Annotated in this window: 24 protein-coding genes, 1 tRNA gene, 1 pseudogene and 1 riboswitch; of the genes and pseudogenes, 14 read left to right on the top strand and 12 right to left on the bottom strand. The window is 63.4% G+C overall.

Annotated elements, in window-relative coordinates; translation table 11 throughout:
* The 11 genes and pseudogenes from A2J01_RS16290 to gcvP form a co-directional block, all read left to right on the top strand.
* Positions 1-202, top strand: a pseudogene (locus A2J01_RS16290) (coenzyme A pyrophosphatase); the annotation flags it as partial.
* A gap of 109 nt (positions 203-311) precedes the next feature.
* Complete coding sequence (locus A2J01_RS16285) at positions 312-911, top strand: CDP-alcohol phosphatidyltransferase family protein (protein ID WP_064113102.1); 600 nt, start codon at positions 312-314, stop codon at positions 909-911.
* Positions 908-1,774: a DUF881 domain-containing protein gene (locus tag A2J01_RS16280; protein WP_003946177.1), complete on the top strand. Its 867-nt coding sequence runs from the start codon at positions 908-910 to the stop codon at positions 1,772-1,774. The genes A2J01_RS16285 and A2J01_RS16280 overlap by 4 nt, the downstream gene beginning before the upstream one ends.
* Before the next feature lie 13 nt (positions 1,775-1,787).
* Positions 1,788-2,138, top strand: a complete 351-nt coding sequence (locus A2J01_RS16275; RefSeq protein ID WP_064113101.1) for a small basic family protein — start codon at positions 1,788-1,790, stop codon at positions 2,136-2,138.
* Between the two features lie 3 nt (positions 2,139-2,141).
* The gene (locus tag A2J01_RS16270) at positions 2,142-2,924 is read left to right on the top strand and encodes a DUF881 domain-containing protein (RefSeq protein WP_047270499.1); all 783 of its coding nucleotides are present in this window, start codon (positions 2,142-2,144) and stop codon (positions 2,922-2,924) included.
* 45 nt (positions 2,925-2,969) lie between these two features.
* Positions 2,970-3,374: a glycine cleavage system protein GcvH gene (gene gcvH, locus A2J01_RS16265; protein WP_003946160.1), complete on the top strand. Its 405-nt coding sequence runs from the start codon at positions 2,970-2,972 to the stop codon at positions 3,372-3,374.
* Positions 3,375-3,585: 211 nt separating this feature from the next.
* Complete coding sequence (garA, locus tag A2J01_RS16260) at positions 3,586-4,080, top strand: glycogen accumulation regulator GarA (protein ID WP_003946166.1); 495 nt, start codon at positions 3,586-3,588, stop codon at positions 4,078-4,080.
* Complete coding sequence (gene ftsR / locus A2J01_RS16255) at positions 4,080-4,817, top strand: transcriptional regulator FtsR (RefSeq protein WP_003946161.1); 738 nt, start codon at positions 4,080-4,082, stop codon at positions 4,815-4,817. Before garA ends, ftsR begins: the two co-directional genes overlap by 1 nt.
* A 93-nt stretch (positions 4,818-4,910) precedes the next feature.
* On the top strand, positions 4,911-5,384 hold the full coding sequence (locus A2J01_RS16250) for a bifunctional nuclease family protein (protein ID WP_003946194.1): 474 nt from the start codon (positions 4,911-4,913) through the stop codon (positions 5,382-5,384).
* 332 nt (positions 5,385-5,716) lie between these two features.
* Positions 5,717-6,271 carry a MerR family transcriptional regulator gene (locus tag A2J01_RS16245; protein ID WP_021344354.1) on the top strand — a complete coding sequence of 185 codons (555 nt, stop codon included), beginning with the start codon at positions 5,717-5,719 and terminating at the stop codon, positions 6,269-6,271.
* A 220-nt stretch (positions 6,272-6,491) separates the two neighbouring features.
* A riboswitch (glycine riboswitch) is annotated at positions 6,492-6,620 on the top strand.
* Positions 6,621-6,673: 53 nt separating this feature from the next.
* Positions 6,674-9,532, top strand: a complete 2,859-nt coding sequence (gene gcvP, locus A2J01_RS16240) for an aminomethyl-transferring glycine dehydrogenase (protein WP_064113100.1) — start codon at positions 6,674-6,676, stop codon at positions 9,530-9,532.
* Positions 9,533-9,554: 22 nt separating this feature from the next.
* On the opposite strand, the gene A2J01_RS16235 is transcribed toward gcvP, so the two are convergent.
* The 7 genes from A2J01_RS16235 to A2J01_RS16205 form a co-directional block, all read right to left on the bottom strand.
* Positions 9,555-10,703 carry a metallophosphoesterase gene (locus tag A2J01_RS16235; RefSeq protein WP_064113099.1) on the bottom strand — a complete coding sequence of 383 codons (1,149 nt, stop codon included), beginning with the start codon at positions 10,701-10,703 and terminating at the stop codon, positions 9,555-9,557.
* Positions 10,703-12,397, bottom strand: a complete 1,695-nt coding sequence (locus A2J01_RS16230) for a VWA domain-containing protein (protein WP_058038818.1) — start codon at positions 12,395-12,397, stop codon at positions 10,703-10,705. Before A2J01_RS16230 ends, A2J01_RS16235 begins: the two co-directional genes overlap by 1 nt.
* Before the next feature lie 159 nt (positions 12,398-12,556).
* Positions 12,557-14,740 (bottom strand): malate synthase G, encoded by a 2,184-nt coding sequence (locus A2J01_RS16225; RefSeq protein ID WP_064113098.1) that lies wholly within the window; start codon positions 14,738-14,740, stop codon positions 12,557-12,559.
* A gap of 152 nt (positions 14,741-14,892) precedes the next feature.
* Positions 14,893-16,143 carry a saccharopine dehydrogenase family protein gene (locus A2J01_RS16220; protein WP_064113097.1) on the bottom strand — a complete coding sequence of 417 codons (1,251 nt, stop codon included), beginning with the start codon at positions 16,141-16,143 and terminating at the stop codon, positions 14,893-14,895.
* Between the two features lie 44 nt (positions 16,144-16,187).
* Complete coding sequence (locus A2J01_RS16215) at positions 16,188-16,619, bottom strand: universal stress protein (RefSeq protein WP_003946198.1); 432 nt, start codon at positions 16,617-16,619, stop codon at positions 16,188-16,190.
* Positions 16,620-16,775: 156 nt separating this feature from the next.
* A complete protein-coding gene (locus A2J01_RS16210; protein ID WP_074447104.1) occupies positions 16,776-18,317 on the bottom strand; it encodes an SDR family NAD(P)-dependent oxidoreductase in 1,542 nt (513 codons plus the stop codon).
* Between the two features lie 108 nt (positions 18,318-18,425).
* Positions 18,426-18,511: transfer RNA gene (locus tag A2J01_RS16205), tRNA-Leu, on the bottom strand.
* 118 nt (positions 18,512-18,629) lie between these two features.
* Here A2J01_RS16205 and A2J01_RS16200 point away from each other — a divergent pair.
* Both A2J01_RS16200 and A2J01_RS16195 read left to right on the top strand, forming a co-directional pair.
* A complete protein-coding gene (locus A2J01_RS16200; protein WP_003946170.1) occupies positions 18,630-19,982 on the top strand; it encodes a M20/M25/M40 family metallo-hydrolase in 1,353 nt (450 codons plus the stop codon).
* Positions 19,983-20,047: 65 nt separating this feature from the next.
* The gene (locus A2J01_RS16195) at positions 20,048-20,584 is read left to right on the top strand and encodes a YbhB/YbcL family Raf kinase inhibitor-like protein (RefSeq protein ID WP_064113096.1); all 537 of its coding nucleotides are present in this window, start codon (positions 20,048-20,050) and stop codon (positions 20,582-20,584) included.
* A gap of 58 nt (positions 20,585-20,642) precedes the next feature.
* Here A2J01_RS16195 and A2J01_RS16190 read toward each other — a convergent pair whose 3' ends face one another.
* The 3 genes from A2J01_RS16190 to A2J01_RS16180 form a co-directional block, all read right to left on the bottom strand.
* Positions 20,643-21,713, bottom strand: coding sequence for a quinone-dependent dihydroorotate dehydrogenase (locus tag A2J01_RS16190; RefSeq protein WP_003946149.1), 1,071 nt, complete (start codon positions 21,711-21,713; stop codon positions 20,643-20,645).
* Positions 21,714-21,776: 63 nt separating this feature from the next.
* Positions 21,777-22,025 carry a DUF5703 family protein gene (locus A2J01_RS16185; protein WP_003946171.1) on the bottom strand — a complete coding sequence of 83 codons (249 nt, stop codon included), beginning with the start codon at positions 22,023-22,025 and terminating at the stop codon, positions 21,777-21,779.
* Positions 22,025-23,050 carry a YncE family protein gene (locus A2J01_RS16180; protein WP_064113095.1) on the bottom strand — a complete coding sequence of 342 codons (1,026 nt, stop codon included), beginning with the start codon at positions 23,048-23,050 and terminating at the stop codon, positions 22,025-22,027. The genes A2J01_RS16185 and A2J01_RS16180 overlap by 1 nt, the downstream gene beginning before the upstream one ends.
* 183 nt (positions 23,051-23,233) lie before the next feature.
* Between A2J01_RS16180 and A2J01_RS16175 the strand changes: the two genes are divergently transcribed.
* A complete protein-coding gene (locus tag A2J01_RS16175) occupies positions 23,234-23,656 on the top strand; it encodes a hypothetical protein (protein ID WP_042924727.1) in 423 nt (140 codons plus the stop codon).
* Here the strand turns inward: A2J01_RS16175 and A2J01_RS16170 are convergent.
* Both A2J01_RS16170 and A2J01_RS16165 read right to left on the bottom strand, forming a co-directional pair.
* Positions 23,637-24,500, bottom strand: a complete 864-nt coding sequence (locus tag A2J01_RS16170; protein WP_007733386.1) for a heme ABC transporter ATP-binding protein — start codon at positions 24,498-24,500, stop codon at positions 23,637-23,639. The genes A2J01_RS16175 and A2J01_RS16170 overlap by 20 nt on opposite strands.
* Positions 24,497-25,591 carry a FecCD family ABC transporter permease gene (locus A2J01_RS16165; RefSeq protein WP_050655282.1) on the bottom strand — a complete coding sequence of 365 codons (1,095 nt, stop codon included), beginning with the start codon at positions 25,589-25,591 and terminating at the stop codon, positions 24,497-24,499. Before A2J01_RS16165 ends, A2J01_RS16170 begins: the two co-directional genes overlap by 4 nt.
* Positions 25,592-25,606 lie beyond the last annotated feature (15 nt).

Raw genomic sequence — 25,606 nt, 5'->3', positions numbered from 1 at the left:
TGCCGTCACGTCGGAGGAGCTCGACGTGGACTCGCGCTTCGTCACCATCGCGGAGTCACCGAACCCGGTGATCCAATGGCCGTTCCGAACGAGCCTGATCCATGCGCCGACCGGAGCCGTCATCTATCAGTTCCGCGAAGTGCTGAACGGACGGCACACGCGCATCGACAAGCTCGAGCAGCCGGTGTTCGCCTGGAGATAGGGGCAGCTCGACACGCTCGGGACTGTTCAGGCTACGGCGCCTCGGCGAATAGTCCGTCGTGCTGTGGAAAGCTGGCCGCACGGCAATCGAACGACGCGAGGTGTGTGCAGTGAACTCTGGCGAACAAGAACCGATCCCCACGGATCGGATTCTCACTGTTCCCAACGTGCTCAGTATCGTGCGTCTACTCGCTCTGCCGCTGTTCGCCTACCTGCTGCTCGTCACGCACTCGGACGGCTGGGCATTGGCGCTGCTGATGCTCAGCGGGTTCACCGACTGGCTCGACGGCAAGCTGGCCAGAGTGCTCGGACAGACCTCGCGTCTGGGAGCGCTTCTCGACCCGCTGGTCGATCGTCTGTACGTCGTGACGACACTGGTCACCTTCGTCGCCCGCGATTTCATTCCCTGGTGGGTCGCAGCGATACTCATCGGCCGTGATCTTCTGGTTGCGTTGACGCTGCCGATCTACCGCAGGCGTGGCCTGCCACCGCCCGAGGTGGTTTATCTCGGCAAGGCTGCGACCTTCCTACTGATGTTCGCTCTGCCGTTGATTCTTGCCGGGCACGGAGACTGGGCCATCGGACCGTTCACCCATGCCTTCGGTTTCGCTTTCCTGATCTGGGGAACCGTCCTGTACGTGTGGACTGCCGCGATCTACGTGCTCAAGGCCGTTGACGTTGCGCGAACCCACGAGGTCGTGCCCCGATGAAGTCGACCGGGGAGGACGTCCGTCGTAACCCGGTACCGTCGCTGCTTCGGTCACTCATGACCGAACATCTCGACCCGGGCTACGAGGCAACTGCATTCGAACGCCAGCACGAGCACACCAAGAACAGATCCTCGAAGACGGGGCCGTGGCTGGCCCTCGGCGCACTGTTGATCGGGTTCATCGTCACGGTCTCGGCTGTTCAAGCGACGAAGCAGGTGACCGGCACCGAAGAGGTTCGAAGCGAGTTGGTGGCGAAGGTCCGTGATGCGGAGGATCGAATCGATTCACTGGCCGCGTCCCGCGATTCACTCGGCGGCGCCGTCGACGCCGCGCGCGGCGTGGCGCTCGAAGGCGATGCACGCGGCAGCGCCGTCCTCGACCAACTGCGAGCGGTCGAATCCGGCGCAGGAGCCGAAGCTGTTCACGGGGAGGGACTGGTGGTGACGTTGACGGACCCGGCCGGACGCCCGAACCTCTCGGATGCGTCGCAACGGAGTGTCGGCGGTAAGACAGTTGTCCTCGATCGCGATCTGCAGACCGTCGTAAACGCCCTGTGGGCTGGGGGAGCGGAGGCGATCGCCGTCGGCGGCGTGCGAATCGGGCCGACGGTGACCATCCGTCAGGCGGGCGGCGCGATGCTCGTCGACAACCAACCTGTTTTCTCCCCGTACCTCGTCGAGGCGATCGGAGACACGCGAGCACTGCAGCGGAAATTCGTCGTCAGCGACGCCTACGTGAGAATGTCTAGCGTCTCGCAACTGTACGGAGTCGGTTTCGCGGTGGCCGAAGACGATTCGTTGACTCTGCCGCCTGCGGCGCCTCGCGCCGTCCGAGTGGCAACAGAACCCACAGAACCCAAGTGACAGAAGGAGTTCGATGAAGGCCGGTTCCGCCCTGTACGGACTCGCAGCACTGGTCGTCGGCATCGTCCTGGGCGTAGTTTTCAGCCCGCAGGTGCCCGACGTGATCCAGCCCTATCGTCCGATCGCTGTCGTTGCGGCGCTCGACGCCGTCTTCGGTGGACTACGCGCGTATCTGGACGAAATCTTCGACGCGAAGGTGTTCGTGGTTTCCTTCGTCTTCAACGTGCTCGTCGCGTCGTTGATCGTCTGGCTCGGTGATCAGTTGGGTGTCGGTACTCAACTCTCGACGGCGATCGTCGTCGTGTTGGGTATCCGGATCTTCGGCAACGCAGCGGCATTGCGACGCCGGCTGTTCGGAGCGTGAGTCATGGCGGAACATTCCACGACCGAACCGGAAGAAGAACCTCCCGTCACCACTGCGGGTGAAGGTCGTCACGAGTTGCGTTCACCGTCCAAACACCGCACCAACGTCGTCTTCGCAATCCTCGCTGCTGTGCTGTTGAGCGTGCTCGGCGTTGCGATTGCCACACAGGTACGCAGCACAGTGGCCGGAGATTCACTCGACGCCGCGCGCCCTGCCGACCTCCTGGTGGTTCTCGACAATTTGAATCGGCGCGAAGCCGCGCTGAGGCAGGAAGTCGCGAATCTTCAGGAATCGCTTGCCACTTTGGAAGCCGGTGGCAACACGGGAGCAGCGCTGGACGAGGCGCGGGCGCGGCTGACCTCACTCTCCATTCAAGTGGGGACCGCTCCGGCCACTGGACCGGGTGTGACGATGACCCTGACAGATCCGGCGGGCGGCGTCGGATCGGAAGTGATTCTCGATCTCATCCAGGAACTGCGTGCTGCCGGTGCCGAAGCCATCTCGATCGCAGGTGCGAACGGCGAACCCATTCGTATCGGCGTGAACTCGTGGGTGAGTGGGCGCGGCGGCGAGATCGAATTGGACGGAACCCGGATCGAGCAGCCGTACACTGTGACCGCGATCGGAGATCCGCCGACATTGGCGGCAGCGTTGAACATTCCCGGAGGCGTCTTCGACAATGTCGCACGCAATGGCGGAACGTCGTCCGTCGAGCAATCGCAGCAGGTCACGATCTCCGTCTTGCGACAATTGAATCCGCGCCAATACGCTCAACCCGGAAATTGATCTTTTTGCGTCCGACTTTCGGACGGCCTGTGAAAGGAAGCCACTGTGAGTGAGCTCGATACACCTACCGATCTGCGCTACACCGCGGAGCACGAGTGGGTGAAGCGAACCGGCCCGACCTCAGTTCGAGTCGGTATCACCGACTTTGCTCAGTCGCAGCTCGGTGACGTCGTGTTCGTCCAGCTTCCCGCTGTCGACGAAGACGTGACCGCCGGTGAATCGCTCGGTGAGGTCGAGTCGACCAAGAGCGTCTCCGACATCTTTGCTCCGTTCACTGCGAAAGTTCTTGCAGCGAACGGTGAATTGGACGGACAGCCCGACCTCGTCAACACCGACCCGTACGACACGGGTTGGTTGGTCGAACTCGAGGTTGCCGACGAGGCCACACTCGACGCCGCACTCGCGGCAACTCTGGACGCGGAGGCATACAAGGGACTCACGTCCGAGTAGAAAACCTGCGCGTGGACCGGCCAACTCGTGTTGTGTCGCGGCCTGTCTCGCTGCACACGGCGGTCTGCGCAGGGTACGGTCGTTAGGTACGCATGTGCCGAGTCGGGGCGCAGGGCCGTATCGAACGTGACTGTGAAAGATGCTCGTGAAGAAAGTGCACTGCGTAGTCCAGTGATTCATGATCTGGATGATTGACCCAGGAGGAGAAACAGTGAGCGAGAACGGTAACGACGCGGGCTATGGGGAGTCGCCGGCGGAGACCACTTCGGTTTTCCGCGCGGACTTCCTCAATGAGCTCGACAACACCTCCTCTGCAGCACCGGCCGCCGAGCAGCCGGTTTCGGGCGTGGAAGGCCTTCCCGCCGGAGCCGCACTTCTGGTGGTCAAGCGGGGACCGAATGCAGGATCCCGCTTCTTGCTCGATCAGCCGACGACGTCGGCAGGTCGGCACCCGGACAGCGACATCTTCCTGGACGACGTGACCGTCAGCCGTCGTCACGCCGAGTTCCGTCAGGAAGATGCAGATTTCCACGTCGTCGACGTCGGAAGCCTCAACGGCACCTACGTCAACCGTGAGCCTGTCGATTCGGCAGTTCTCGCGAATGGTGACGAGGTTCAGATCGGCAAGTTCCGTCTGGTGTTCCTCACCGGCCCTCGTGCCGGCGGTTCGCAGGTCGGCGAGTCGTCAGCAGGTGCGGGTAGCTAATGACGGCAGTGCGGCAGCAGAGCCAGCCCGGAATGTCGATTGGTTCCGTGCTGGATCGGTTGCGTCCAGATTTTCCCGACGTGACGATTTCGAAGATCCGTTTCCTCGAGTCCGAGGGCTTGATCAGCCCGCAACGGACACCGTCGGGATACCGCAGATTCTCTGTCGAGGACTGCGAGCGTCTTCGCTTCGTGCTGACCGCTCAACGCGATCAGTACCTGCCGCTCAAAGTGATCAAAGAACAACTCGAAGCGATCGACAGTGGCGCAGCGACGGTGAGTGCAGAAGTTCCTGCGCCTCGTCGTGCTCGCGTCCTGTCGATCGCTACGGGCGATGTCTCACCCGAGGCGTTCCGGGTCGATCGCGAAGTTCGAGTCGGTCGTCAGGATCTTCTCGCGCGCGCTGACATCGACGATCGGTTTCTGACCGATCTGATCCGCACCGGTTTGGTCGTTCCCGGCGCGGCGGGATTCTTCGACGAGGATGCCGTGACGTTGGCGCGCACCGCTAAGGCGATGTCCGAGTACGGCTTGGAGGTTCGCCATCTGCGGGCGTTCAAGTTGGCTGCTGATCGCGAAGCGGGGCTGGTGACTCAGATCGCCGGACCGGTTGCCAAGGGTCGTGACGCCGGAGCACGTGATCGTGCCGAGGAAATGGTGCGGGAGCTGGCCGCTCTGTCACTGACTTTGCACACGTGTCTGGTCAAATCGGCAGTTCGGGGAAGTCTCGATCGCTGAGTTCCTCGATCAGCGGGGCACACTCGAATAGAATTTCAGTACGACCGCATCGGAGTCGGTCGGCTGGATCACGTCAGGTTGGAGGCAAGCTCGATGGGCGAAATGCGTGTGATCGGAGTTCGTGTCGAGCAGCCTCAGAATCAGCCGGTCCTGTTGCTGCGAGAGTCCGACGGCGATCGGTACCTGCCGATCTGGATCGGGCAAACCGAAGCTACCGCGATTGTTCTCGAACAACAGGGAGTCGAGCCGGCGCGGCCGCTGACTCACGACCTGATCAAGATCTTGATCGAATCTTTCGGTCGGAGCCTCAAGGAAGTTCGGATCGTGGACCTGCAAGAGGGCACTTTCTACGCGGATCTCGTCTTCGACGAGCAGACCACTGTCTCGGCACGTCCGTCGGACTCGATTGCATTGGCCCTGCGCATCGGCGTTCCGATCTTCGCGTCGGAGGCTGTTCTCGCCGAGGCCGGTCTGGTCATTCCCGACGAGCGCGAAGACGAGGTCGAGAAGTTCAAGGAATTCCTCGACACCATCTCGCCGGACGATTTCAAAGCCACTGATGGTTAGCCTGAATTGACTGGTTGCGGACTTTAGTCTTCAACTCTCAAGTAGAGGTTGAGTCTCGGTCGGCGTGTTGCGTTGACCATGCACCCTCCTGGACTTACCGTTGCGTGCGGTGGAGATCTTCTCGCCTTGTCGATCGAGGCGTACTCTGGGTAAGTCCACTCATGGAATTACCTGCCTTGGATTCACATCTGAAAGTTCGGTCGGCACGGGATTCTCGTGACTGCTGATAGCACAGGTTGGTTACATGATGGCGAAGCGAGAGGGAGACGGCAGTGGAAGAACAGTCGAATGAGCGCGGGACGGGCATAGCCGGTAGTGCCGCGACTGCAGAAATGTCTTCCGAAGAGCTGCAGCCGGGCCTGTTCCCGGACGATTCCATCCCCGACGACCTCGTCGGATATCGAGTACCCAGTGCGTGCCAGATCGCCGGGATCACGTACCGCCAACTCGACTACTGGGCACGGACGTCGTTGGTTGTTCCGTCGATCCGTGGCGCTGCCGGATCCGGAAGCCAACGTCTGTACTCCTTCAAGGACATTCTCGTTCTGAAGATCGTGAAGCGTCTGCTCGATACCGGCATCTCACTGCAGAACATCCGCGTTGCCGTCGATCACCTCCGTAAGCGTGGCGTCCGCGATCTTGCCAACATCACTCTGTTCTCCGACGGCACCACCGTGTACGAATGCACGTCCCCCGAAGAGGTCGTCGACCTCCTCCAGGGTGGGCAGGGCGTATTCGGCATCGCAGTCAGTGGCGCGATGCGTGAACTCACCGGAACGATCGCCGACTTCCCCGCCGAGCGGGCCGACGGCGGTGAAAGTGATCCCAACCCGGAAGACGAGTTGGCTTCGCGACGCAAGAATCGCGCCAGCCGCAAAACCGGATAACGTACGTCACATCTCTTTGGAGGATGCCACGGTGCAGGTAGGCGTTTCGGTCAACTAGACTGGGCCTGCGTCGCCGGCGTACGGGAGAGCCTCGGATACCGATTCACCGAACTTGTCTTTGTTTCAGTCTTTGTCTCAAAGGTCAGTCGTGAGCGGGATCAGGGCGCCGAAGGAGCAATACCTCCCCGTCAATCTCTCAGGCACCAAGGACCGTACGGGCTCCGACGCCTCTGGAAAGCGGTGGGACAACCCACCCGCCGACGGGGAAAGGCTGTGGCTTCCGCCTTCGGCGGATCACTACCGAATCTCTCAGGCGCTCGGGAATCGAGCATGCGACAGAGGGGGAGGAACACACCGCAGTTCGGTGTGTGTCCTGATCCTCCGATCTGTCTGGGAGTTGTCGTGATCGACGCTGCAAGCCGTATATTTGCCGACCGCCATGTCGGTCCGAACGCCGCGGAACTCGCGCGCATCCTCGAACTCGTCGGGGTCGATTCACTCGACGAACTGGCAACCAAGGCCGTTCCCTCCGTCATCCTCGACGCTGCCCCGAACGGCATCGCTGCCGGACTCGACGCTCTGCCGCTTCCGGTCGGAGAGCACGAGGCACTTGCCGAACTGACTGCACTCGCAGCCCAGAACACCGTCGCGACGTCGATGATCGGCCTCGGCTACTTCGACACGTTGACGCCGCCGGTGTTGTTGCGCAACATCATCGAGAACCCGGCCTGGTACACCGCGTACACCCCGTATCAGCCGGAGATCAGCCAGGGCCGTCTCGAAGCCCTCCTCAACTTCCAGACCATGGTCGCCGATCTCTCCGGCATGGAACTGGCAAACTCGTCGATGCTCGACGAGGCCACCGCCGCTGCCGAAGCCATGACGCTCCTGCGCCGCGCGAACCGCAGCAAGTCCCCACGATTTGTCGTCGACGCCGATCTCTACCCGCAGACCCTCGCCGTCATCGAGACTCGCGCCGAGCCGCTCGGCATCGAGATCGTCTCCGCGGACCTCACCGCTGGTCTTCCGGAAGGTGACTTCTTCGGCGTCATCGCCCAGATCCCAGGTGCCTCGGGACGAGTCGTCGATTACACCTCGATCATCGCGGAAGCTCACGAGCGCGGCGCACTGGTTGCCGTCGGCGCAGACCTCCTCGCGATGACGCTCATCACCTCACCCGGTGAGCTCGGCGCGGATGCGTGCTTCGGAACCACCCAGCGTTTCGGTGTTCCCATGGGATACGGCGGACCGCACGCCGGTTACCTGGCCGTGCACTCCAAGCATGCGCGTCAGCTGCCCGGCCGCTTGGTCGGCGTCTCCATCGACGCCGACGGAGACAAGGCATACCGCCTGGCGCTGCAGACACGTGAGCAGCACATTCGCCGCGAGAAGGCGACGTCCAACATCTGTACCGCTCAGGTGCTCCTCGCCATCCTCGCTGCGATGTACGCGAGCTACCACGGCGCCGAGGGACTCAAGGCGATTGCGTTGCGCGTCGCTGCCCGCGCACACGCGTTGGCAAACGGCCTGCGCGAAGGCGGCGTGACCGTTGTCCACGATTCGTTCTTCGACACCGTGCTCGCTCAGGTTCCGGGCAAGGCGGCCGACGTCGTCGCTGCGGCCAAGGAATCCGGGATCAACCTGCGTCTGGTCGATGCCGATCATGTCGGTATCTCCTGCGACGAGGCCACCACCGCCGACCACGTCCTTGCCGTGCTCGACGCGTTCGGTATCGAGGATGCTGTTGTCGCCATCGAAGCTGAGGGCAACTCGGTTCCGGCTGCTCAGGAGCGCACGTCCGACTACCTGCAGCACGAAGCCTTCACCCGTTACCGTACGGAAACGGCAATGCTTCGCTACCTGCGCGCGCTGTCCGACAAGGACATCGCCCTCGATCGCAGCATGATCCCGCTGGGTTCGTGCACCATGAAGCTCAATGCGACCGCCGAGATGGAATCCATCACCTGGCCCGCGTTCAATGCGATCCATCCGTTCGCGCCGACATCGGATGCGCCTGGTCTGCTGAAGATCATCAAGGATCTCGAAGACTGGCTGGTCGCGGTCACCGGCTATGACAACGTCAGCCTGCAACCCAACGCCGGCAGCCAGGGGGAGTACGCGGGCCTGCTCGCGATCCGCAACTACCACCTCAGCCGGGGTGACGACCATCGCGACACCTGCCTCATCCCGTCGAGCGCTCACGGCACCAACGCGGCTTCTGCCGTCATGGCCGGGATGCGCGTCGAGGTTGTCGCCTGCCGTCCCAACGGTGACGTCGACGTGGACGATCTGCGCGCGAAGATCGCCGATCACGCCGAGCGTCTCGCCGCGATCATGATCACCTACCCTTCAACGCACGGTGTCTACGAGCACGAGATCGCCGACATCTGCGCAGCGGTACAGGACGCCGGTGGCCAGGTGTACGTCGACGGCGCCAACCTCAATGCGCTTGTCGGCCTTGCCCGTCCGGGCCGATTCGGCGGCGACGTCAGCCACCTGAATCTGCACAAGACCTTCTGCATCCCGCACGGCGGCGGCGGACCCGGCGTCGGCCCGATCGGTGTGCGCTCACACTTGACGCCGTTTTTGCCCGGACACCCGATGGCCCCCGAACTCGGTGGTAGAGGAACGATCTCGGCAGCGCCGTACGGCAGTGCGTCCATTCTGCCCATCACTTGGACCTACATCCGGATGATGGGTGCTGCGGGCCTGCGCCGCGCCAGCCTGACCGCCATTGCGTCGGCCAACTACATCGCGCGTCGACTCGACGAGTACTTCCCGGTTCTCTACACCGGCGAGAACGGCATGGTCGCGCACGAGTGCATCCTCGACCTCCGTGGGTTGACCAAGGACACTGGCGTCACCGTCGACGACGTGGCAAAGCGTCTGGCCGACTACGGTTTCCATGCACCGACCATGAGCTTCCCCGTGGTCGGCACACTGATGGTCGAGCCCACCGAGAGCGAGAACCTCGAAGAGATCGACGAGTTCTGCGAGGCGATGATCGCTATTCGCGGCGAAATCGATCGCGTCGGCGCCGGCGAGTGGACGGTGGAGGACAACCCGCTACGCGGTGCTCCCCACACTGCGGGAAGCATTGCAGCGCAGTGGGATCACCCGTACTCGCGTGAGATCGCCGTCTTCCCGCGTGGCAAGGCTCGCCCGAAGGTGTGGCCGTCCGTGCGTCGTATCGACGGTGCACATGGCGACCGCAACCTGGTCTGCTCCTGCCCGCCGATCGAAGCGTTCGCAGGCAACTAAGGCGTGTGCCCGCCGGAGATCATCACCTCTCGTGTACGAGTTCGAGAACAGTGATCTCCGGCGGGGCGCCGACGCGTACCGGCGGACCCCAAGCCCCGGCGCCGCGCGGCGTGTACAGCACTGTGTTTCCGACCCTGTCCAAGCCTTGCACCGAAGGCTGCTGCAGCGGAACAAGATACCGCAGCGGCCACATCTGACCGCCGTGAGTGTGCCCGGACAGTTGCAGATCGATACCCATCTCGGACGCCTCGATCGCTTGACGCGGTTCGTGCGCGAGAAGCAAGGCGAAAGTATTCGGATCGCGACCTGCGAGCGCGGCAGTCAGGTTCGGCTCGTACGGGGCCGGCGACGTGTAGTCGTGGATGCCCACGATGTCGATGGTATCGCCGCCATGCTGGATCGAGGTGCGGCTGTTGCGAAGTGTGGTGATCCCCAATGTCTCCCACACGTCGAGCCATTTGCCGCCGTCGTCGGCGTAGAACTCGTGGTTTCCGCTGACTCCGAAGATTCCGTCGGGCGCCCGAAGATCGGCGAGCGGAGCAAGATCGGGAGCAACTTTCGCGACGGTTCCGTCCACGAGGTCGCCGCCGATCGCGATCAGATCGACATTCTGCGAGTTCACGATATCGACCACCTTGCGGGTGAAGTCGACCCCGCGGGCCGGTCCCACGTGCAGGTCGGTGATCAAGGCGATCCGGTATCCGTTGAAGCCCTCAGGTAGACGAGCGAGCGGCACGCGGTCGCGGGAAATCTTGGGGCCCGACGCCTCGTAGACGCCGTAGCCGGCGGTGCCGATCGCCGCGAGAGTGACTGCTGCTGTAGCCAACTGCAACGTACGACGCTTGGCTGGGTCGACTTCGGTCGTGGTATCCGTGTGGCGTGCACGCAGTCGACCGATCCCGGCGAACAGGCCGATCACGAGCAGTCCGGGAATCAGATACAGCCACGAAGCCAGCCAGACCCATCCGACAAATCCGATCGGTCGCGCCCACGATGTCGGAAAGACTTCGCCGCTGCCGACCCCGATGAGCGTCGAGACCGCCAAGACGACAAGCGCAGTGTCGGCGAGACGAGCCCATCGCCTCGGGATGCCGGTGGCGCGAACGAGTCGGCGATGCAGGAACCAGGTCAGAAGGGCGAGAAGGACTGCAAAAACCGCGACGCGCCCCATCAGGACAGCATCTTGGTCACTGCGGCCGCGAGAGCGGGGTCGGACGTCGAATCGACCCGAACCAATGTGCCGCCCGTCCGATCCGAGACGTCTTGGAGTGTGGAGACGTCGTCGCCCGCACCGACGACGATCACGTCGACCTGTACCGGACGCGACGGATTGCCCGCAGCGGCGATCGCGCTGAGCAGTTCGGCTCGCGTCGTGGTGGATTCGTCAGGCGTACTCGAGGTGATCAGCAGCACCGAGTTGACTCGCCCCGCGTCGAAACCGTCCACGGCGGCTTTGTAGGAGCTGGCAAGCGCCGGGTATTTGGAGGTCTTTCCGCCGGCCCGAAGCCCGTTGAGGAAATCGGTGATCGTGGCACGCCGATTCGGCTCGGACAGTGAACCGCCCGGAACCAGGATGCGCTCGGACGGTTTTCCGTCGGTGCCCGTGCTGAACTCGCGAAGGCCGATGTCCGAAGCGTCAGGGCTGCGACCCAATTGGGTATTCACCGCCGAGGCAACGTTCGCCAAGCGGGTAGTGCCACCGTCGTCGGTACCCATCGACGCCGACGTGTCCATCAGGATGGTGGCACTACGCGGCGAGACCGGGTTGGCGACTATGTCACCGAGCGCCGCTGCGGTCTCCGCCGAAGCCGGTTTCAACGTGGACGAGATCTTGGCCGGGGACACCGCCCCGAGATCGGGAAGGTCTTGGCCCTCGACCCGGAAACCGGCGCCGACGAACAACTGTGACTGATTCGGCTCACGCATGAAATCGGCAAACTGTGCCGCTGCGCGCGACGCGGTTTCGTCGATCCCGCTGCCCGAGACGATGACCGCCGGATAGTCCGCGACTGGCGTTGCGCCGGCGGGGGAGTACGTCGTCATCGCCGCGTTCGCGCTCTGCGCTATCGACTGTTCCGTGGCCGGAACGGCTTTCACCGAATCCGGTGTTCCGGCGCTCAGTGCTCCGAGGGCTTCGGCGGTGGACGAGGGGGGAGTCGGCAAGGATTGGAACTGCAACGCCCGTGCACTGAGCGCAGCGTTGACCTGAGCGGACTTCGCCTGATCCGTCGTGACCGGACCGGCACCCGCATCGGCGACGTCGGCAGCGATCGCCTGTGCAGCCATCGAGGTTTCGGTACTTCCGACCGGCAGGGCGACCGTCAGATCGGACGGCAAAGACTTCCAACTCGATGCTGCGCCGGCCAATGCTGCCGCGGTCTCGGGACCGGCTGCCAGAACGATCGGGGAACTCGCGAGCGAGCGAGGATCACCGTTGATCACGGCCTTGCCCGACAGTGGCGCGAGTTCGAACGAACTCGTCGGGATCCACAGGGAGGGACGCGGTCCCAATGCTGCGTCGTCCCAGGGGGCCGCCGGACCGGCTTCGAGTGCCGTCGAGACCGACGCGGACGGCGCACCGTGCACCACGACGGCGATGCAGTGATCACGCACCACCGGCGAGGTCTGGGTGTACCGCTTCGCCAGTTCCTCGACCTGTGGGGCTATGGACGGATCCGCGGTGACGTCGAGTGTCTTGTTGCCCTCGACGCACGTACCGGCTGCCTGCTGTCCCTGATGGTCGATCCGGTTGCTGAGGGCCTTCCATCCGAAGAAGCCTGCCACGATCAAGACGATCAGCACGACGACGAGAATCGGCCCCTTACTGATACCTCTGGCGCCTGACCCGCCGCGATGTTCGCCCACGTACCTTGCCCTACCTTGGTCACTCGAAGAATGTCTGTTGAACGGACTTTGTCCTCGGCCAGTCTAGTGACGAAACTTCGGGGCCTACGCGAACAGCCTCGACACCGGGAGCGGTGCCGAGGCTGTTCGGGTTCAGCTTCGAGTTCGAAGAAGGTGAAATCAGGCGTTGGCGGCCTTGTACTCGCGGCGGCGGCGATGCAGGATCGGCTCCGTGTATCCGCTGGGCTGCTTCGCGCCTTCGAGGATGAGTTCCTTGGCAGCCTGGAACGCGATGTTGGAATCGAAATCAGGTGCCATGTTGCGGTACTCGGCGTCGCCCTCGTTCTGACGGTCGACAACCGGGGCCATGCGCTCGAGTGCACTGACAACGTCGCTCTCGCTGACGATGCCGTGACGCAGCCAGTTGGCGAGCAGCTGGCTCGAGATGCGCAGCGTGGCGCGATCCTCCATGAGCGCGACATCGTGGATGTCGGGAACCTTGGAGCAGCCGACGCCCGCGTCGATCCAACGGACCACGTAGCCGAGGATGGACTGGCAGTTGTTGTCGAGCTCTTCCTTCTTCTCCGCGTCCGTCCAGTCGGTGCTGGGAGCGAGCGGGATGGTCAGGATGTCGTCGACGCTCGCGCGAGGCTTGCCCTTCAGGCTGTCCTGAACTGCGAATACGTCGACGCGGTGGTAGTGCGTCGCGTGCAGCGTTGCGCCGGTCGGCGAAGGTACCCATGCGGTGTTGGCGCCGGCCTTGGGGTGACCGATCTTCTGCTCGAGCATGTCTGCCATCAGCTCGGTCATGGCCCACATGCCCTTGCCGATCTGCGCCTTGCCCTGCAGGCCGCAGGCCAGTCCGGTGTCGACGTTCCAGTCCTCGTACGCACCGATCCACTTCTGCTTCTTCATCTCGGCCTTGCGCACCATCGCGCCGGCTTCCATGGAGGTGTGGATCTCGTCGCCGGTGCGGTCGAGGAAGCCGGTGTTGATGAACACGACGCGGTCGACGGCTTCCTTGATGCAGGCGGCGAGGTTGACCGTCGTACGACGCTCCTCGTCCATGATGCCGACCTTGAGCGTGTTCTCCGGAAGCCCGAGGACCTGCTCGACACGGCCGAACAGTTCGGTGGTGAAGGCAACTTCCTCGGGACCGTGCTGCTTGGGCTTGACGATGTAGATCGAGCCGGTGCGGCTGTTGTCGAGCGGTCCGTTGGCGTCACTGATCGAGAGGCCGTGCACTGCACAGGCACTGGTGATCAAGGCGTCGAGGATGCCCTCGGGGACCTCGTTGCCGTCGGCGTCGAGGATCGCGGGGTTGGTCATGAGGTGACCGACGTTGCGGACGAACAGGAGCGAACGACCGTGCAGGCTGAGTTCGCTGCCGTCGACTGCGGTGTACTTACGGTCGCCGTTGAGCGTGCGGGTGAAGGACTTGGCGCCCTTCTTGATCTCCTCGGACAGGTCACCGCGGTTGAGACCCAACCAGTTTCGGTAGCCGACAACCTTGTCGTCGGCGTCGACAGCGGCGACCGAGTCCTCGAAGTCCATGATCGTGGTGACGGCGGATTCGAGAACGACGTCCTTGACGCCGGCGGCGTCGGTGCTGCCGATCGGGGACGAGGCGTCGATCTGGATCTCGGCGTGCAATCCGTTGTTGAGCAGCAGGATGCTCGTCGGTGCGTCCTTCTCGCCGAGGTAGCCGACGAACTTCTCCGGCTGGGCGAGCGTGGTGACAGTACCGTCTGCCAACGTGATCTTCAGTTCACTGCCGTCGACAACGTACTTGGTTGAATCTGCATGCGATCCCGACGCGAGAGGTGCTGCCGCATCGAGGAATTCACGCGCCCAGGCGATGACTTTGTCGCCGCGGACCTTGTTGTAGCCGGAACCCTTCTCGGCGCCGTTCTCCTCGGAGATGGCGTTGGTGCCGTACAGCGCGTCGTACAACGAACCCCAGCGGGCGTTGGACGCGTTGAGTGCGAAGCGCGCGTTGAGGATCGGCACGACCAACTGCGGGCCGGCCGTCGAGGTGATCCCGGTGTCGACGTTCGCGGTGGTGACCGAGAACTCGGCAGGCGTCGGCAGGAGGTAGCCGATTTCCTGCAGGAACGCCTTGTACGCGGCGGCGTCGATGGGAGCGCCGGCGTGATCGCGATGCCACTGATCGATCTGAGCCTGCAGATCGTCACGCTTGGCAAGCAAGTCGCGGTTCTTCGGTGCGAGCTCGGTGATGACCTTGTCGGCGCCGGCCCAGAACGTTTCGGCGTCTACACCGGTGCCGGGAAGAGCCTCCTCGACCACGAAGTCGTAGAGAACCTTGGCAACCTGAAGACTGCCGACCTGAACGCGCTCAGTCATGAATAGCCTCACTTTTCCGAAAGCGGAGCATCACATATGGATGCCATGAACCAACATCAATGTTACCTGGGAGTATTCCCACCGCTGTCCGCGCCCTGAGCTGCGATAATCGGGCGCGAAGAGCTGAAACGATCAAGTGAAATTCGTTCTGTCTAGAGTTTGCGCGCGGAAATCTCGAAACCAGCCGCGCGTAGACGCTCGACCAGGACGTCGCCGAGCGCTGTCGCTGGAGTCAAAACGCCGGTGGCCGGGGGAAGAGCCTTTTGGTCCTTCGCCAACGACAACGCAGATTCGCCGAGCATTACCGCCGTCGCGCTGTATCCCGGGTCGCCCTTCGCCTTCACTCGTGATGTGTATCGGGCGCCGGTCGTGGTCGTGGTGAACACGTCGAGCGTGAAGTGGCCCTTCTTCTGGGTGCTCTCGCTCGGACCTTCACCGGGAGCCGGCAAGACCTTGTCGAGAAGGAAACGTGTCGGAGGTAGAGCGAGTCCGGCGACCAGCGCGCCGAGGCCGACCGCCACGCCGCCCGCAATCACCGGTGACACCACCGATGAGCCGACGCTCATCACCTCGCTGTACTTGAACTTCTTGCCGTACGCCCACTCTCGGAGCGCATTGCTGCGACGGACGACTCGTGTGTTGTACGACGCCATCACGAACGGCGCTTTCCACCCCTTCAACGACGGATCGATCTTCTTGCCGTCGATTACGCTCACGTCGCTCTGGCGTCCGAGTTCGGGCTCCCGATCACGATCGGGGCTCAGCGAGTACGGCGAGGCAGCAAGTTTCCGCAGGCGCGCATCGTCTTTCGACACGTCGATTTGGTTGCGAAGCGAATCGATGGTGCCACCGCTCACGCCGCCGCGCAGGGCCGTGACCACCAGGGTGGTGTCGGTGAGCTCGCCGGCGCCGTCGGCGGCGACCTTCTCGTGCAGGACGTGAACTCCGAGATCGAAAGGGATGGAATCGAATCCGCAGGAATGGACGATCTTGGCACCGGTCGAGACCGCCAGCTCATGGTTGTCGTCGATGCTCTCGCGGTGGAACAGCACCTCACCGGTCAGGTCGACGTAATGAGTTCCGGCGGAGGCGCATTCGTGAACAAGGGCGTGGCCGTACTTGGCATACGGGCCGACCGTGGTGGCGACGACCCGGGTTCGCTGGGCGAGTGCCTTCAGTGCGGTTGCGTCGTCGGCGTCGGCGATGATCAAGGGGAGATCGGCAGCGGCAGTACCCAGATCGGCGCGAGTGGCTGCCAACTTTTCGAGGGAGCGGCCACCGAGGCCGATCTTCGTGCCTTCGGGAGCATGTTTGACGAGGTAGTCGGCGAGAAGCTTACCGACGAAGCCGCTCGCTCCGTAGACGATGATGTCGAGTTCTCGGGCGGGCGAGGTTCCAGTCATGGAGCCAGCCTACAAACGAGTAGTCGAAAGTGATGTGACCGCGGTCACTCGGCGGGGAGGGGCTCCTTGACGACGAGGATCGGAGCCTCGACTTCGAGCAACAGGCGTTGCAGCGGGCGTTCGAGGAGGAACTTGCCGATGGGGGACATCCGGCGTGTTCCGACGATCAGGAGATCGACACCCGCGTCGTGGACCAGGTCGACGAGTGCGGTAACCGGATCGCCGTCGTGCTCGGTGGTGCGCAGATCCCACTTCGTCTCCGAGAATCCACCGGCGTCGAGCGCTGACTGGATCTCGCCGCGAAGAGCGGCCCGATCGTCCTCGGTGTCTCCGAGGTTGACCGTGCCTCCGATGTTGACGTCGTCCAGGACGTGCAGAACCAGCAGTTCCTCGCTTCGACCCACGGATTCCCGTGCAGCGGCCACGATTGCGGCACGGCCTTCCGGGCTGTCCTTGTGTACGACGGCGATCGTCATGGTTCCTCCGAGTCGGTGAGCAGTGTCGGCTCCATTATCGCCTGCAATGCTGTGCTCTACCTGAAATGAGCTACTCGACACGGGGGTTTGGGGGTGACGAGATCGCCACATCGGGGCGGCTGGGTGCTGCCCATCACGAATGCGGCGTACTGCCGATCACCACGGCGAAGGTTTGTAATCCTTGAGGAAGCAGCCGTGCAGGTCGACGCCCAGTTCACCCTGAACGATGGGGTCGTAGACGCGGGCGGCACCGTCGACGAGGTCGAGTGGTGCGTGAAAACCTTCGTCGGCCAACCGCATCTTGGTGAAGTGCGGGCGTTCGTCGGTGATCCAACCGGTGTCGACGGCGGTCATGAGGATGCCGTCGTCGAGCATTTCCTTGGAGCTGGTGCGGGTCAGCATGTTCAGTGCTGCCTTGGCCATGTTGGTGTGCGGGTGGCCAGGGCCCTTGTACGCGCGGCTGAACTGGCCTTCCATGGCGGAAACGTTCACGACGTACTTGCGTCGTGCAGCGGCCGCGGCCATCGACGGGCGCAAGCGCGAAACGAGGATGAAGGGCGCGACCGAGTTGCAGAGCTGGACTTCGAGAAGCTCGATCGGATCGACCTCCTCGACGGTCTGGACCCAACTGTTGGTGTGCGCGAGGTCCGGCAGCAGCCCGCCGGCGTCGATGGCGATGCCTTGCTCGATGCGATCGGGTGAAGCCGACTTGGCGACGAGTGCGAGTGAACTGACCGCGTCGGCGGACAGATTTCCGGAGGTGATGCTTGCGACATCCGACAGCGATCCGGCCAGAGCCGCGGGGTGAGCGTCGCTCGTCTTGCCGAAGGTCAGGACATCAGGCAGTTCACCGGCGGGCAGCGCTCCGGACTCGGCGTCGACCAGAGCGCCGTAGGCACCGGGGGAGCGTCGGACGGTTTGCGCGGCGTTGTTGATGAGGATGTCGAGTGGACCCTGTGCGGCAACGGAATCCGCGAGTGCAACAACCTGGGCGGGGTCGCGGAGGTCGATGCCGACGATGCGCAGACGGTGAATCCAGTCGTTGCTGTCTTCCATCGCTTTGAATCGGCGGATCGCGTCGTTGGGGAATCGCGTCGTGATGGTCAGATGTGCGCCGTCACGCAGCAGGCGCAACGCGATGTACATGCCGATCTTCGCGCGGCCGCCGGTCAGAAGTGCGCGTCGGCCGGTGAGATCAGTGCTGGCATCACGTTTGCTGCGGCTGGTGGCAGCGCAATCGGGGCACAGTTGGTGGTAGAAGGCGTCGACTGCGGTGTAGCGCTGCTTGCAGATGTAGCACGGCCGCGCCTTGATGAGCGTGCCGGCGGAGGCGCCGGCGGTGTTCGACTTGATCGGAATGCCTGCGGTCTCGTCGTCGATGCGATCGGGTGAACCGGTGGCAGTCGCAGCGACCACTTGGCGGTCGGCTTCGTTGACGGCTGCGCGCGAGGCGAGGCGACGCTTCTTCTTGAGTCGCTTGAACAGATGGCCGACAGCGCGCTGCATGGTGATCGAATCGGGATGCTCGTCGTCGAGTTCGGCGGCTTCGGAAAGGACCTTCAGGCAGATTTCGAGTTCCGCGGGGTCGAGTCCGGTGAGTTCGGCTCGAGCAGATTCTGAATCGGCTGTTTCCAGCGAATCTGCCTGCAGTGCATCCGACTTCTTGGTGTCTGTATCCACTTCGAACTTCTGTTCCATCTCGATCGCCGCTCGCGCGGACTGTTCCCTGGTGCGGGAACTTCGCCAATTACGAGAAAAGCTCCGGTTCGATGAACCGGAGCTTTTCCTGTCTGTCTCAACACAGAGTGTCCGAGGGGGGACTTGAACCCCCACGTCCGTTAATAGGACACTAGCACCTCAAGCTAGCGCGTCTGCCATTCCGCCACTCGGACTCGGCCCCGATTTCTCGGTGCTGGAAAAGAGTATCCGATTAGGTGAGCTGCCCCAAATCGCCAGGTTGCGGGGCATTCCGGTCGCCCGCGTCGTTTGATTCGATGGTAGGAAAGTGGAATGACCACAACCCCGAATAATCCGAATCCGAGCAGAGCCGAAGCAGAAGTAGTCGAACTGGTCAGTTCCCTCATCCGCTTCGACACCTCGAACACGGGAGAACTCGAAACCACCAAAGGCGAGCGTGCGTGCGCGGAGTGGGTTGCCGCGCAGCTTCAAGAAGTCGGTTACGAGACGGAATACGTCGAGTCCGGAGCACCCGGCCGAGGAAATGTCTTTGCTCGTTTGAAGGGAGCCGAGTCTGGTCGTGGTGCGTTGATGCTTCACGGTCACCTCGACGTAGTTCCGGCCGAGCCCGCCGACTGGAGCGTCCATCCCTTTGCCGGCACCGTCCAGGACGGTTACGTCTGGGGGCGTGGCGCCGTGGACATGAAGGACATGGTCGGGATGATCCTGGCCCTGGCCAGACAGTTCAAGGCGGAAGGCGTCGTACCGCCGCGTGATCTGGTGTTCGCCTTCGTGGCGGACGAGGAAGCGGGCGGAAAGTACGGCTGCCAGTGGCTGGTCGAGCACCGCCCGGATCTGTTCGAGGGAGTGACCGAGGCCGTGGGTGAGGTCGGCGGTTTCTCGCTGACGGTTCCGCGGCCTGACGGAACCGACCGCCGGCTCTACCTCGTGGAGACTGCGGAAAAGGGCCTCGGTTGGATGCGTCTGACTGCCAAGGGACGCGCCGGACACGGCTCCTTCCTCCACGACGACAACGCGGTCGCGACACTCGCCGGCGCGGTCTCGAGGCTTGCTGCCCACCAGTTCCCGATCGTGATCTCGGATTCGGTCGCGGAGTTCCTGACCGCCGTCGGCGAAGAGACCGGATTGGACTTCGATCCGGGATCACCCGACATCGACGGGACTCTCGCGAAGTTGGGGACGATCGCCAACATCATCGGGGCGACGTTCCGTGACACGGCGAACCCGACGATGCTCAAGGCCGGATACAAGGCGAACGTCATTCCGCAGACTGCCGAGGCGGTCTTCGACTGCCGCGTGCTGCCGGGACGGCAGGCCGAATTCGAGCGCACGGTGGACCAACTGATCGGTCCCGACGTGACCCGCGAGTGGATCACCAAGCTGGATTCGTACGAAACAACGTTCGACGGCCACCTCGTAGACGCCATGAACGAGGCGATCCTCGCCCACGATCCGGAGGCTCGCACAGTTCCGTACATGCTCTCCGGCGGAACCGACGCGAAGGCATTCGCGAAACTGGGCATTCGCTGCTTCGGCTTCGCGCCGTTGCAGTTGCCGCCCGAGCTGGATTTCAGCGCGCTGTTCCACGGCGTCGACGAGCGCGTTCCGGTGGACGCACTACTGTTCGGGACACGTGTTCTGGAACATTTCCTGCTCAATTCCTGACGAGCACGTAGATAGATCCGTGAGCTCGACGCACATCGAGCTCTCTTGTCACAGAAAGGATTCGCATGGCGCACGATCCGTACGAACCATTGCCGAAGTTTCCGAGTTTCGAGCTGACCAGTGACGACATCACTGCGGGCCAGCCGCTGAAGCTTGCTCAGGCCAGTGGAGCCTTCGGTGTCCCCGGTGGCGAAGACATCTCACCGCAGCTCTCGTGGTCCGGCTTTCCGGCCGAGACGAAGAGCTTCGTCGTGACGGTGTTCGATCCGGACGCACCGACTGCGTCGGGGTTCTGGCACTGGGCCGTGGCGAACATCCCCGCTTCCGTCACCGAGCTCCCCGCCGGTGCCGGCGCGGCGGACAGCGATGTCCTGCCCGCCGGAACCGTCACCCTCCGCCACGACGGTGGTGGGTTCGGTTTCATCGGTGCAGGCCCGCCTCCCGGGCACGGTCCGCATCGCTACATCGTCGCGGTGCATGCCCTCGACGTGGAGGCGCTCGACGGAGTCACCCCTGATTCGTCGCCGGCGTTCCTCGGTTTCAACGTGTTCCATCACGCGATTGCGCGTGCAACCCTGACCGGGACGTTCGAGGTCGAATAGTCACTTTGCTGTGCGCCTTTATTAACCGCGGGCGGTTAATAAAGGCGCACAGCAGTTTCTAGCGAGGGTTCTCAGCTCCCACAGCCTGGGCAATTGACGAGAAGCCGGCTGCGCGGACCCGCTTGGCTATGCCCTTGTGGATGCTGCGAGCCCAGAACGGTCCGCCGTAGATGAAGCCGGTGTATCCCTGCACCAGTGTCGCGCCGGCGAGGATCCGTTCCCACGCCTGATCGGCCGTCTCGATACCGCCGACCGAGATGATGGTCATCTTGTCGCCCACTCGGGCGTACAGGCGCCGAAGTACTTCGAGTGAGCGCTCGGCGACCGGTGCACCGGACAGCCCGCCTGCGCCGAGTGCAGCTACCTCGGCGTCCGGGGTCTTCAAACCGTCGCGACGGATCGTGGTGTTGGTCGCGACGATTCCGGCAAGCCCGAGTTCGATTGCCAGATCGGCGACCGCGTCGACGTCCTCGTCCGAGAGGTCGGGCGCGATCTTCACCAGTACCGGCACGCTGACGGTGTCGAGCACGGCCTGCAGGATCGGGCGCAGTGATTCGACGGCCTGCAGATCACGGAGTCCGGGCGTGTTCGGCGAGCTGACATTCACGACCATGAAGTCGGCCAGCGGACCCAGAAGCTGCGCGCTGGCGGTGTAGTCGGCAGCGGCGTCGGCGGCTTCGACGATCTTGGTCTTGCCGATGTTGGCACCGATCGGGACCGTGACGCGGCGCTGTCGCAGGAAATTCGCCGCGTGACCAGCGCCGTGGTTGTTGAAGCCCATCCGGTTGATCAGAGCGCGGTCGGCCGGAAGACGGAAGAGACGCGGCGCGGGGTTACCGGGCTGAGCCTGGGCCGTCACTGTTCCGACCTCGGCGAAACCGAATCCCAACGGGCCCCAGGCGTCGACTCCGGTGGCGTCCTTGTCGAATCCTGCGGCCAGGCCGAGAGGTGCCGGGAACGTCAGACCGAATGCCTGACTCCGCAGTACCGGGTCGTCGACGACAAGGACTTTTGCGACCAGCCAGCGAAGGGGAGCGAACCGTGTCACCAGTTTCATCGCGGTGAAGGCAATGTGGTGGATGCGTTCCGGTGGGACCCGGAACATCAGGCTCAGCAGCAGTTGGTACACGATTCTCCAGCTCTTCGATGGTGTGATTTTGTCAGCGGCGGGCTCTGGTCGTCTGTTGGACGATCAGTGCTGAATGCCGTCCGGATCGGTCACGTGCAACGGCGTCTTCTTTCGCTTGAGGAGCACGCGACGACTGCCGTCGGGGTAGAGACGGACTCGGGAGAGTTCCCATCCGCCGAACTCGGCGGAGATCGCCAGACGCATCGACGCCGTGACCCGCGAAACGTTCGGCGGTAGTCGAAGGGGCACATAGTCGAACTTGTCGTCCGACGTCTCCCACTGCGCGGGGATCCCGCGCGTACGCTTTTCCATCAGTTCTCCCGTGACGGGATGACCTGCAGCCCGTCACCGGTTGCCGATCCGACGATCAGATTGCCGTTGGAAGAGTCTACGGCCAACGAATTCGGCTGTCGCACCGTCTTGAACCGTCCGGTCTCCACGGGGATGCCGGACGACAGATCGAAGCCGACCACTTCGTTGGTCGCGGTCAGCGTGACCCACACCCGATCCGCGGCCTCGTCGTAGGCAACGGCGTACGGCGACTCGCCGACGGGGTAGCGCTGGTGCATCAGGAGCGGATCGGCAGTGAAGACGAGCAGTTCGTTGCCGGTGGTGTCGGTGACCAGAATGCGTCCGAAGCGATCGGTGGCCAGATGAGTTGCGCCCTCACCGGCGCGGAGAGCGACGCCGAGTTTGCCGTCGTCGAGGTTGATCGCCGTCAACGAGGTCTGACGGTGATCGAGGGCGCTCAGGTTGTCGCCGGTGACCGCGAGTTCGTCGACGGATGCGAATCCCGAAACCGTCTGTGACTGATCGGTCTTCGGGTCGACGATGTGAACTGAACCATCGTCCGTGCCGATCGCGATGCGGCCGTCGTTGAGTTCGACCGCTGAATTCGCCTGCCCGTCTACCGGGATGGACGTCTGTTCGCCCGAAGTCAGATTCAGCTTCACGACCTGGCGATCCATCGACAGAAGAGCGCTACCGTCAGAGCCGATCGAAACGTCGCGTACGTCGGAATCCAGGGCTGTTGGACGGCCTGCAGAGGCGGGGTCGGCGCCGGCCAAACTGTCCGTAGGAACGACCAGCACCGAACGGGGGTCGTTGGCAACCACTACAGCGCTGCGCGTGATCGGGTCGAATGTGATGGAATCGATCAGACCTGAATACGGGTGAACCACGCCGTCCGGGGTACTGGTGGTGGCCGGTGAGACCGCTGCCGTTGCGGGATCGATCGTGATGAGGTCGTCTCCGCCATCTCCGGAAGAACATCCTGTGACCAGCAGAACCGCCGCCCCCATTGCTGCTGCAGTGGTGCGGATCCCTAGGCGAGCCATGTGTAGTTCCTCTTTTTCTTGTCATCTGTTCTTCACGCAGTGCGACTGTCATCGATCATCCCTGATCGCAGTCGGGCGCCGTTCATCGCGTCGAGGAACTACCGACCATTCCGCTCACACCCTTGACGCGATACCGTACGAACAGCGATTGCGGTTGACGCTGCAATCACCGAGGAGATCATTGTGATTCCCACAGAACCCACCGATTCCGGCGCGCAGTCGCCCGAACCGGCGCGGCCGGGCTTCGAGATCGAGGACCTCACCGTCGGCGCCCATGCACACGGTTTCGGCAGGTCCGACGGTCGAACTTTCGCGTTCCGCGTACGAAAGAGCATGCTGTTCGTCGAGGTATACGGCGAATACTGCGAGCACAGTGTGCCGACCCCTGCAGACGTCGTCGCCACCGCGGAGCGATCGGTGACCGACATCGATCTGACCGACGAGCGAAGCATCGCCGGTGTGGTCCGCGACGCAGTTCTGTCCACGGAGGCTGATTGGTCACAGCCCGGTCCCGGTGACGGAGTTCGTGAGAGCGACGGTCGCAGCCTGCCGACGGTGAGAGCCGTCCTGAACAGGCTGGGATCGATCATCGATTCTGTTCGGTGAATTCTCGGCGCGGGATGACCAGCGTTGCTCCGGTTGTCGGATGCGGGAAGACCTCGACCGGATAACCGTAGACGCGGGTCAGAAGCTCTTCGTGCAACACCGATTCCGGGGGACCGTCAGCGGCGATGCGGCCGTTTTCGAGCACGACGATCCGATCCGCGTACGCCGCTGCCAACGCGAGGTCGTGCAAAACGACGACGACGGCATCGCCGTCCGCAGCGCGAGCGCGCGCCACGGACATCACCGCTTCCTGGTGTCCGAGGTCGAGAGCTGCAGTCGGCTCGTCCAGCAGGATGGTCGACGTTTCCTGTGCCAGTACCCGGGCCAGCGCGACCCGCGCTTGCTCGCCGCCGGACAGCACGGCGAACGGCCGATTGGCGAACCCCTCGACATCGCAGGTCTTCATCGCCGCGGTGATAGCAGCGCCGTCGCGGTCTTCTCGGCGAGTTCCGGTCCATGGCGCACGTCCCATACGAACCACCTGGCGAGCGCTGAACGAAAATCCGATGGTGTGTTTCTGGGGGAGCACCGCGCGTCGGCGCGCCATGTCGATAGGCGACCACTGAGTGAGGTCGGTGCCGTCAACGTCCACCCGCCCAGCGATGACGGGCTGATCACCGGCCAACGCCGCAAGAAGAGTCGACTTACCGGCGCCGTTCGGTCCGACGAGAACGACTAGCTCGCCTGCCCGGACTTCGATGGACACGCCTTCCAGAATCTGCCGACCACCGCGTTCGACTGTGATGTCGCGCGCCTCGAGGGTGACATCACCGACGGCTGGGCTCTTCGGTTCGGGGGTGACGCGGCCGAACAGTTCGCGCCAGTTTCTTACGAGGCTGCTCATGCCCACCCGCCCTGTTGCGCGCGCGTGCGTCGGAGAAGCCAGAAGAAGAAGGGGCCGCCCACCAGAGCGGTCAGCATTCCGAGGGGCAGGTCTGCGTTGTCGATCAGCGACCGCGAGCCCAGATCTGCGACAAGCAGAACCAGTGCGCCGGCGAGGGCGCTCGCCGGAATCAGCGCGCGGTGGCCAGGTCCGACGAGAATGCGCATCAGGTGCGGAACGACCAGGCCGACGAAGAGGATGATTCCCGTGAAGGCAACACTTGCGGAGACGAGGAGAGCGACGATCAGTACCGCGAACTGGCGCAGCCGTTCGACGTTGACGCCCAGGTGACGGGCCGCGTGTTCACCGAGCGCCAGCAGGTCGAGACGTGGGGCGATCATCATGGTCGCGGCGATCCCGACGACGGTCATCGGCGCCACGATCAGGACTGCGTTCCAGGAAGCGCCGTTGAGTGAGCCGAGTTGCCAGAACACGATCTGATCGCGAGCGGACGGGCTGGCGACGAAGGTGAAGAACGCGATGAGCCCGCCGGCGAACGCGTTGATCGCGACGCCCGTCAGCACCAACGTCACTACTTCGGTTCGGCCTTCGTGCCGAGCCAGCAGGTAGACCGCCGCGGTGGTGACCAGCCCGGCGACGAACGCAGCCGCAGCAACGGCCCAGCCGGCCACGAACGTTCCCCCGACGACGATGACAGCACTCGCGCCAACTGCCGCGCCCGCAGACACTCCGATCACTCCGGGTTCTGCGAGCGGATTGGAAAACACACCCTGCAGGAGCGCACCGGAACATCCCAGCGCCGCGCCGACACAGATGGCGAGCACGACGCGGGGGAAACGAACCTCCCACAAAGTCACTTCACCGCTGGGATGGGCGGGCATCGGACCGAGGTCGAGCCCGATGCGATGCAGGATGCTGCCCAAAACCTCGAGAGGCGACGTCGGAACTTGGCCGATGCACGCCGACAGTACCGCGACGATCACCAGGGCGAGAGTCAAGCTGACCAGAACCGCACTCACCCGCGACCGCGACGCGGGGGCAGACGCCGACTTGTCGGCGCCCCCGACGTCGTGTGAATCCTCGGCCGACACAGTCTTACCTGCTTC

It is taken from the genome of Rhodococcus sp. EPR-134, assembly GCF_001647205.1.
In the GTDB taxonomy this organism is placed as follows: Bacteria; Actinomycetota; Actinomycetes; order Mycobacteriales; family Mycobacteriaceae; genus Rhodococcus_F; species Rhodococcus_F qingshengii.
Note: the sequence above shows the minus strand (reverse complement) of the source record. Positions and strands in the feature narration are given on the sequence as shown.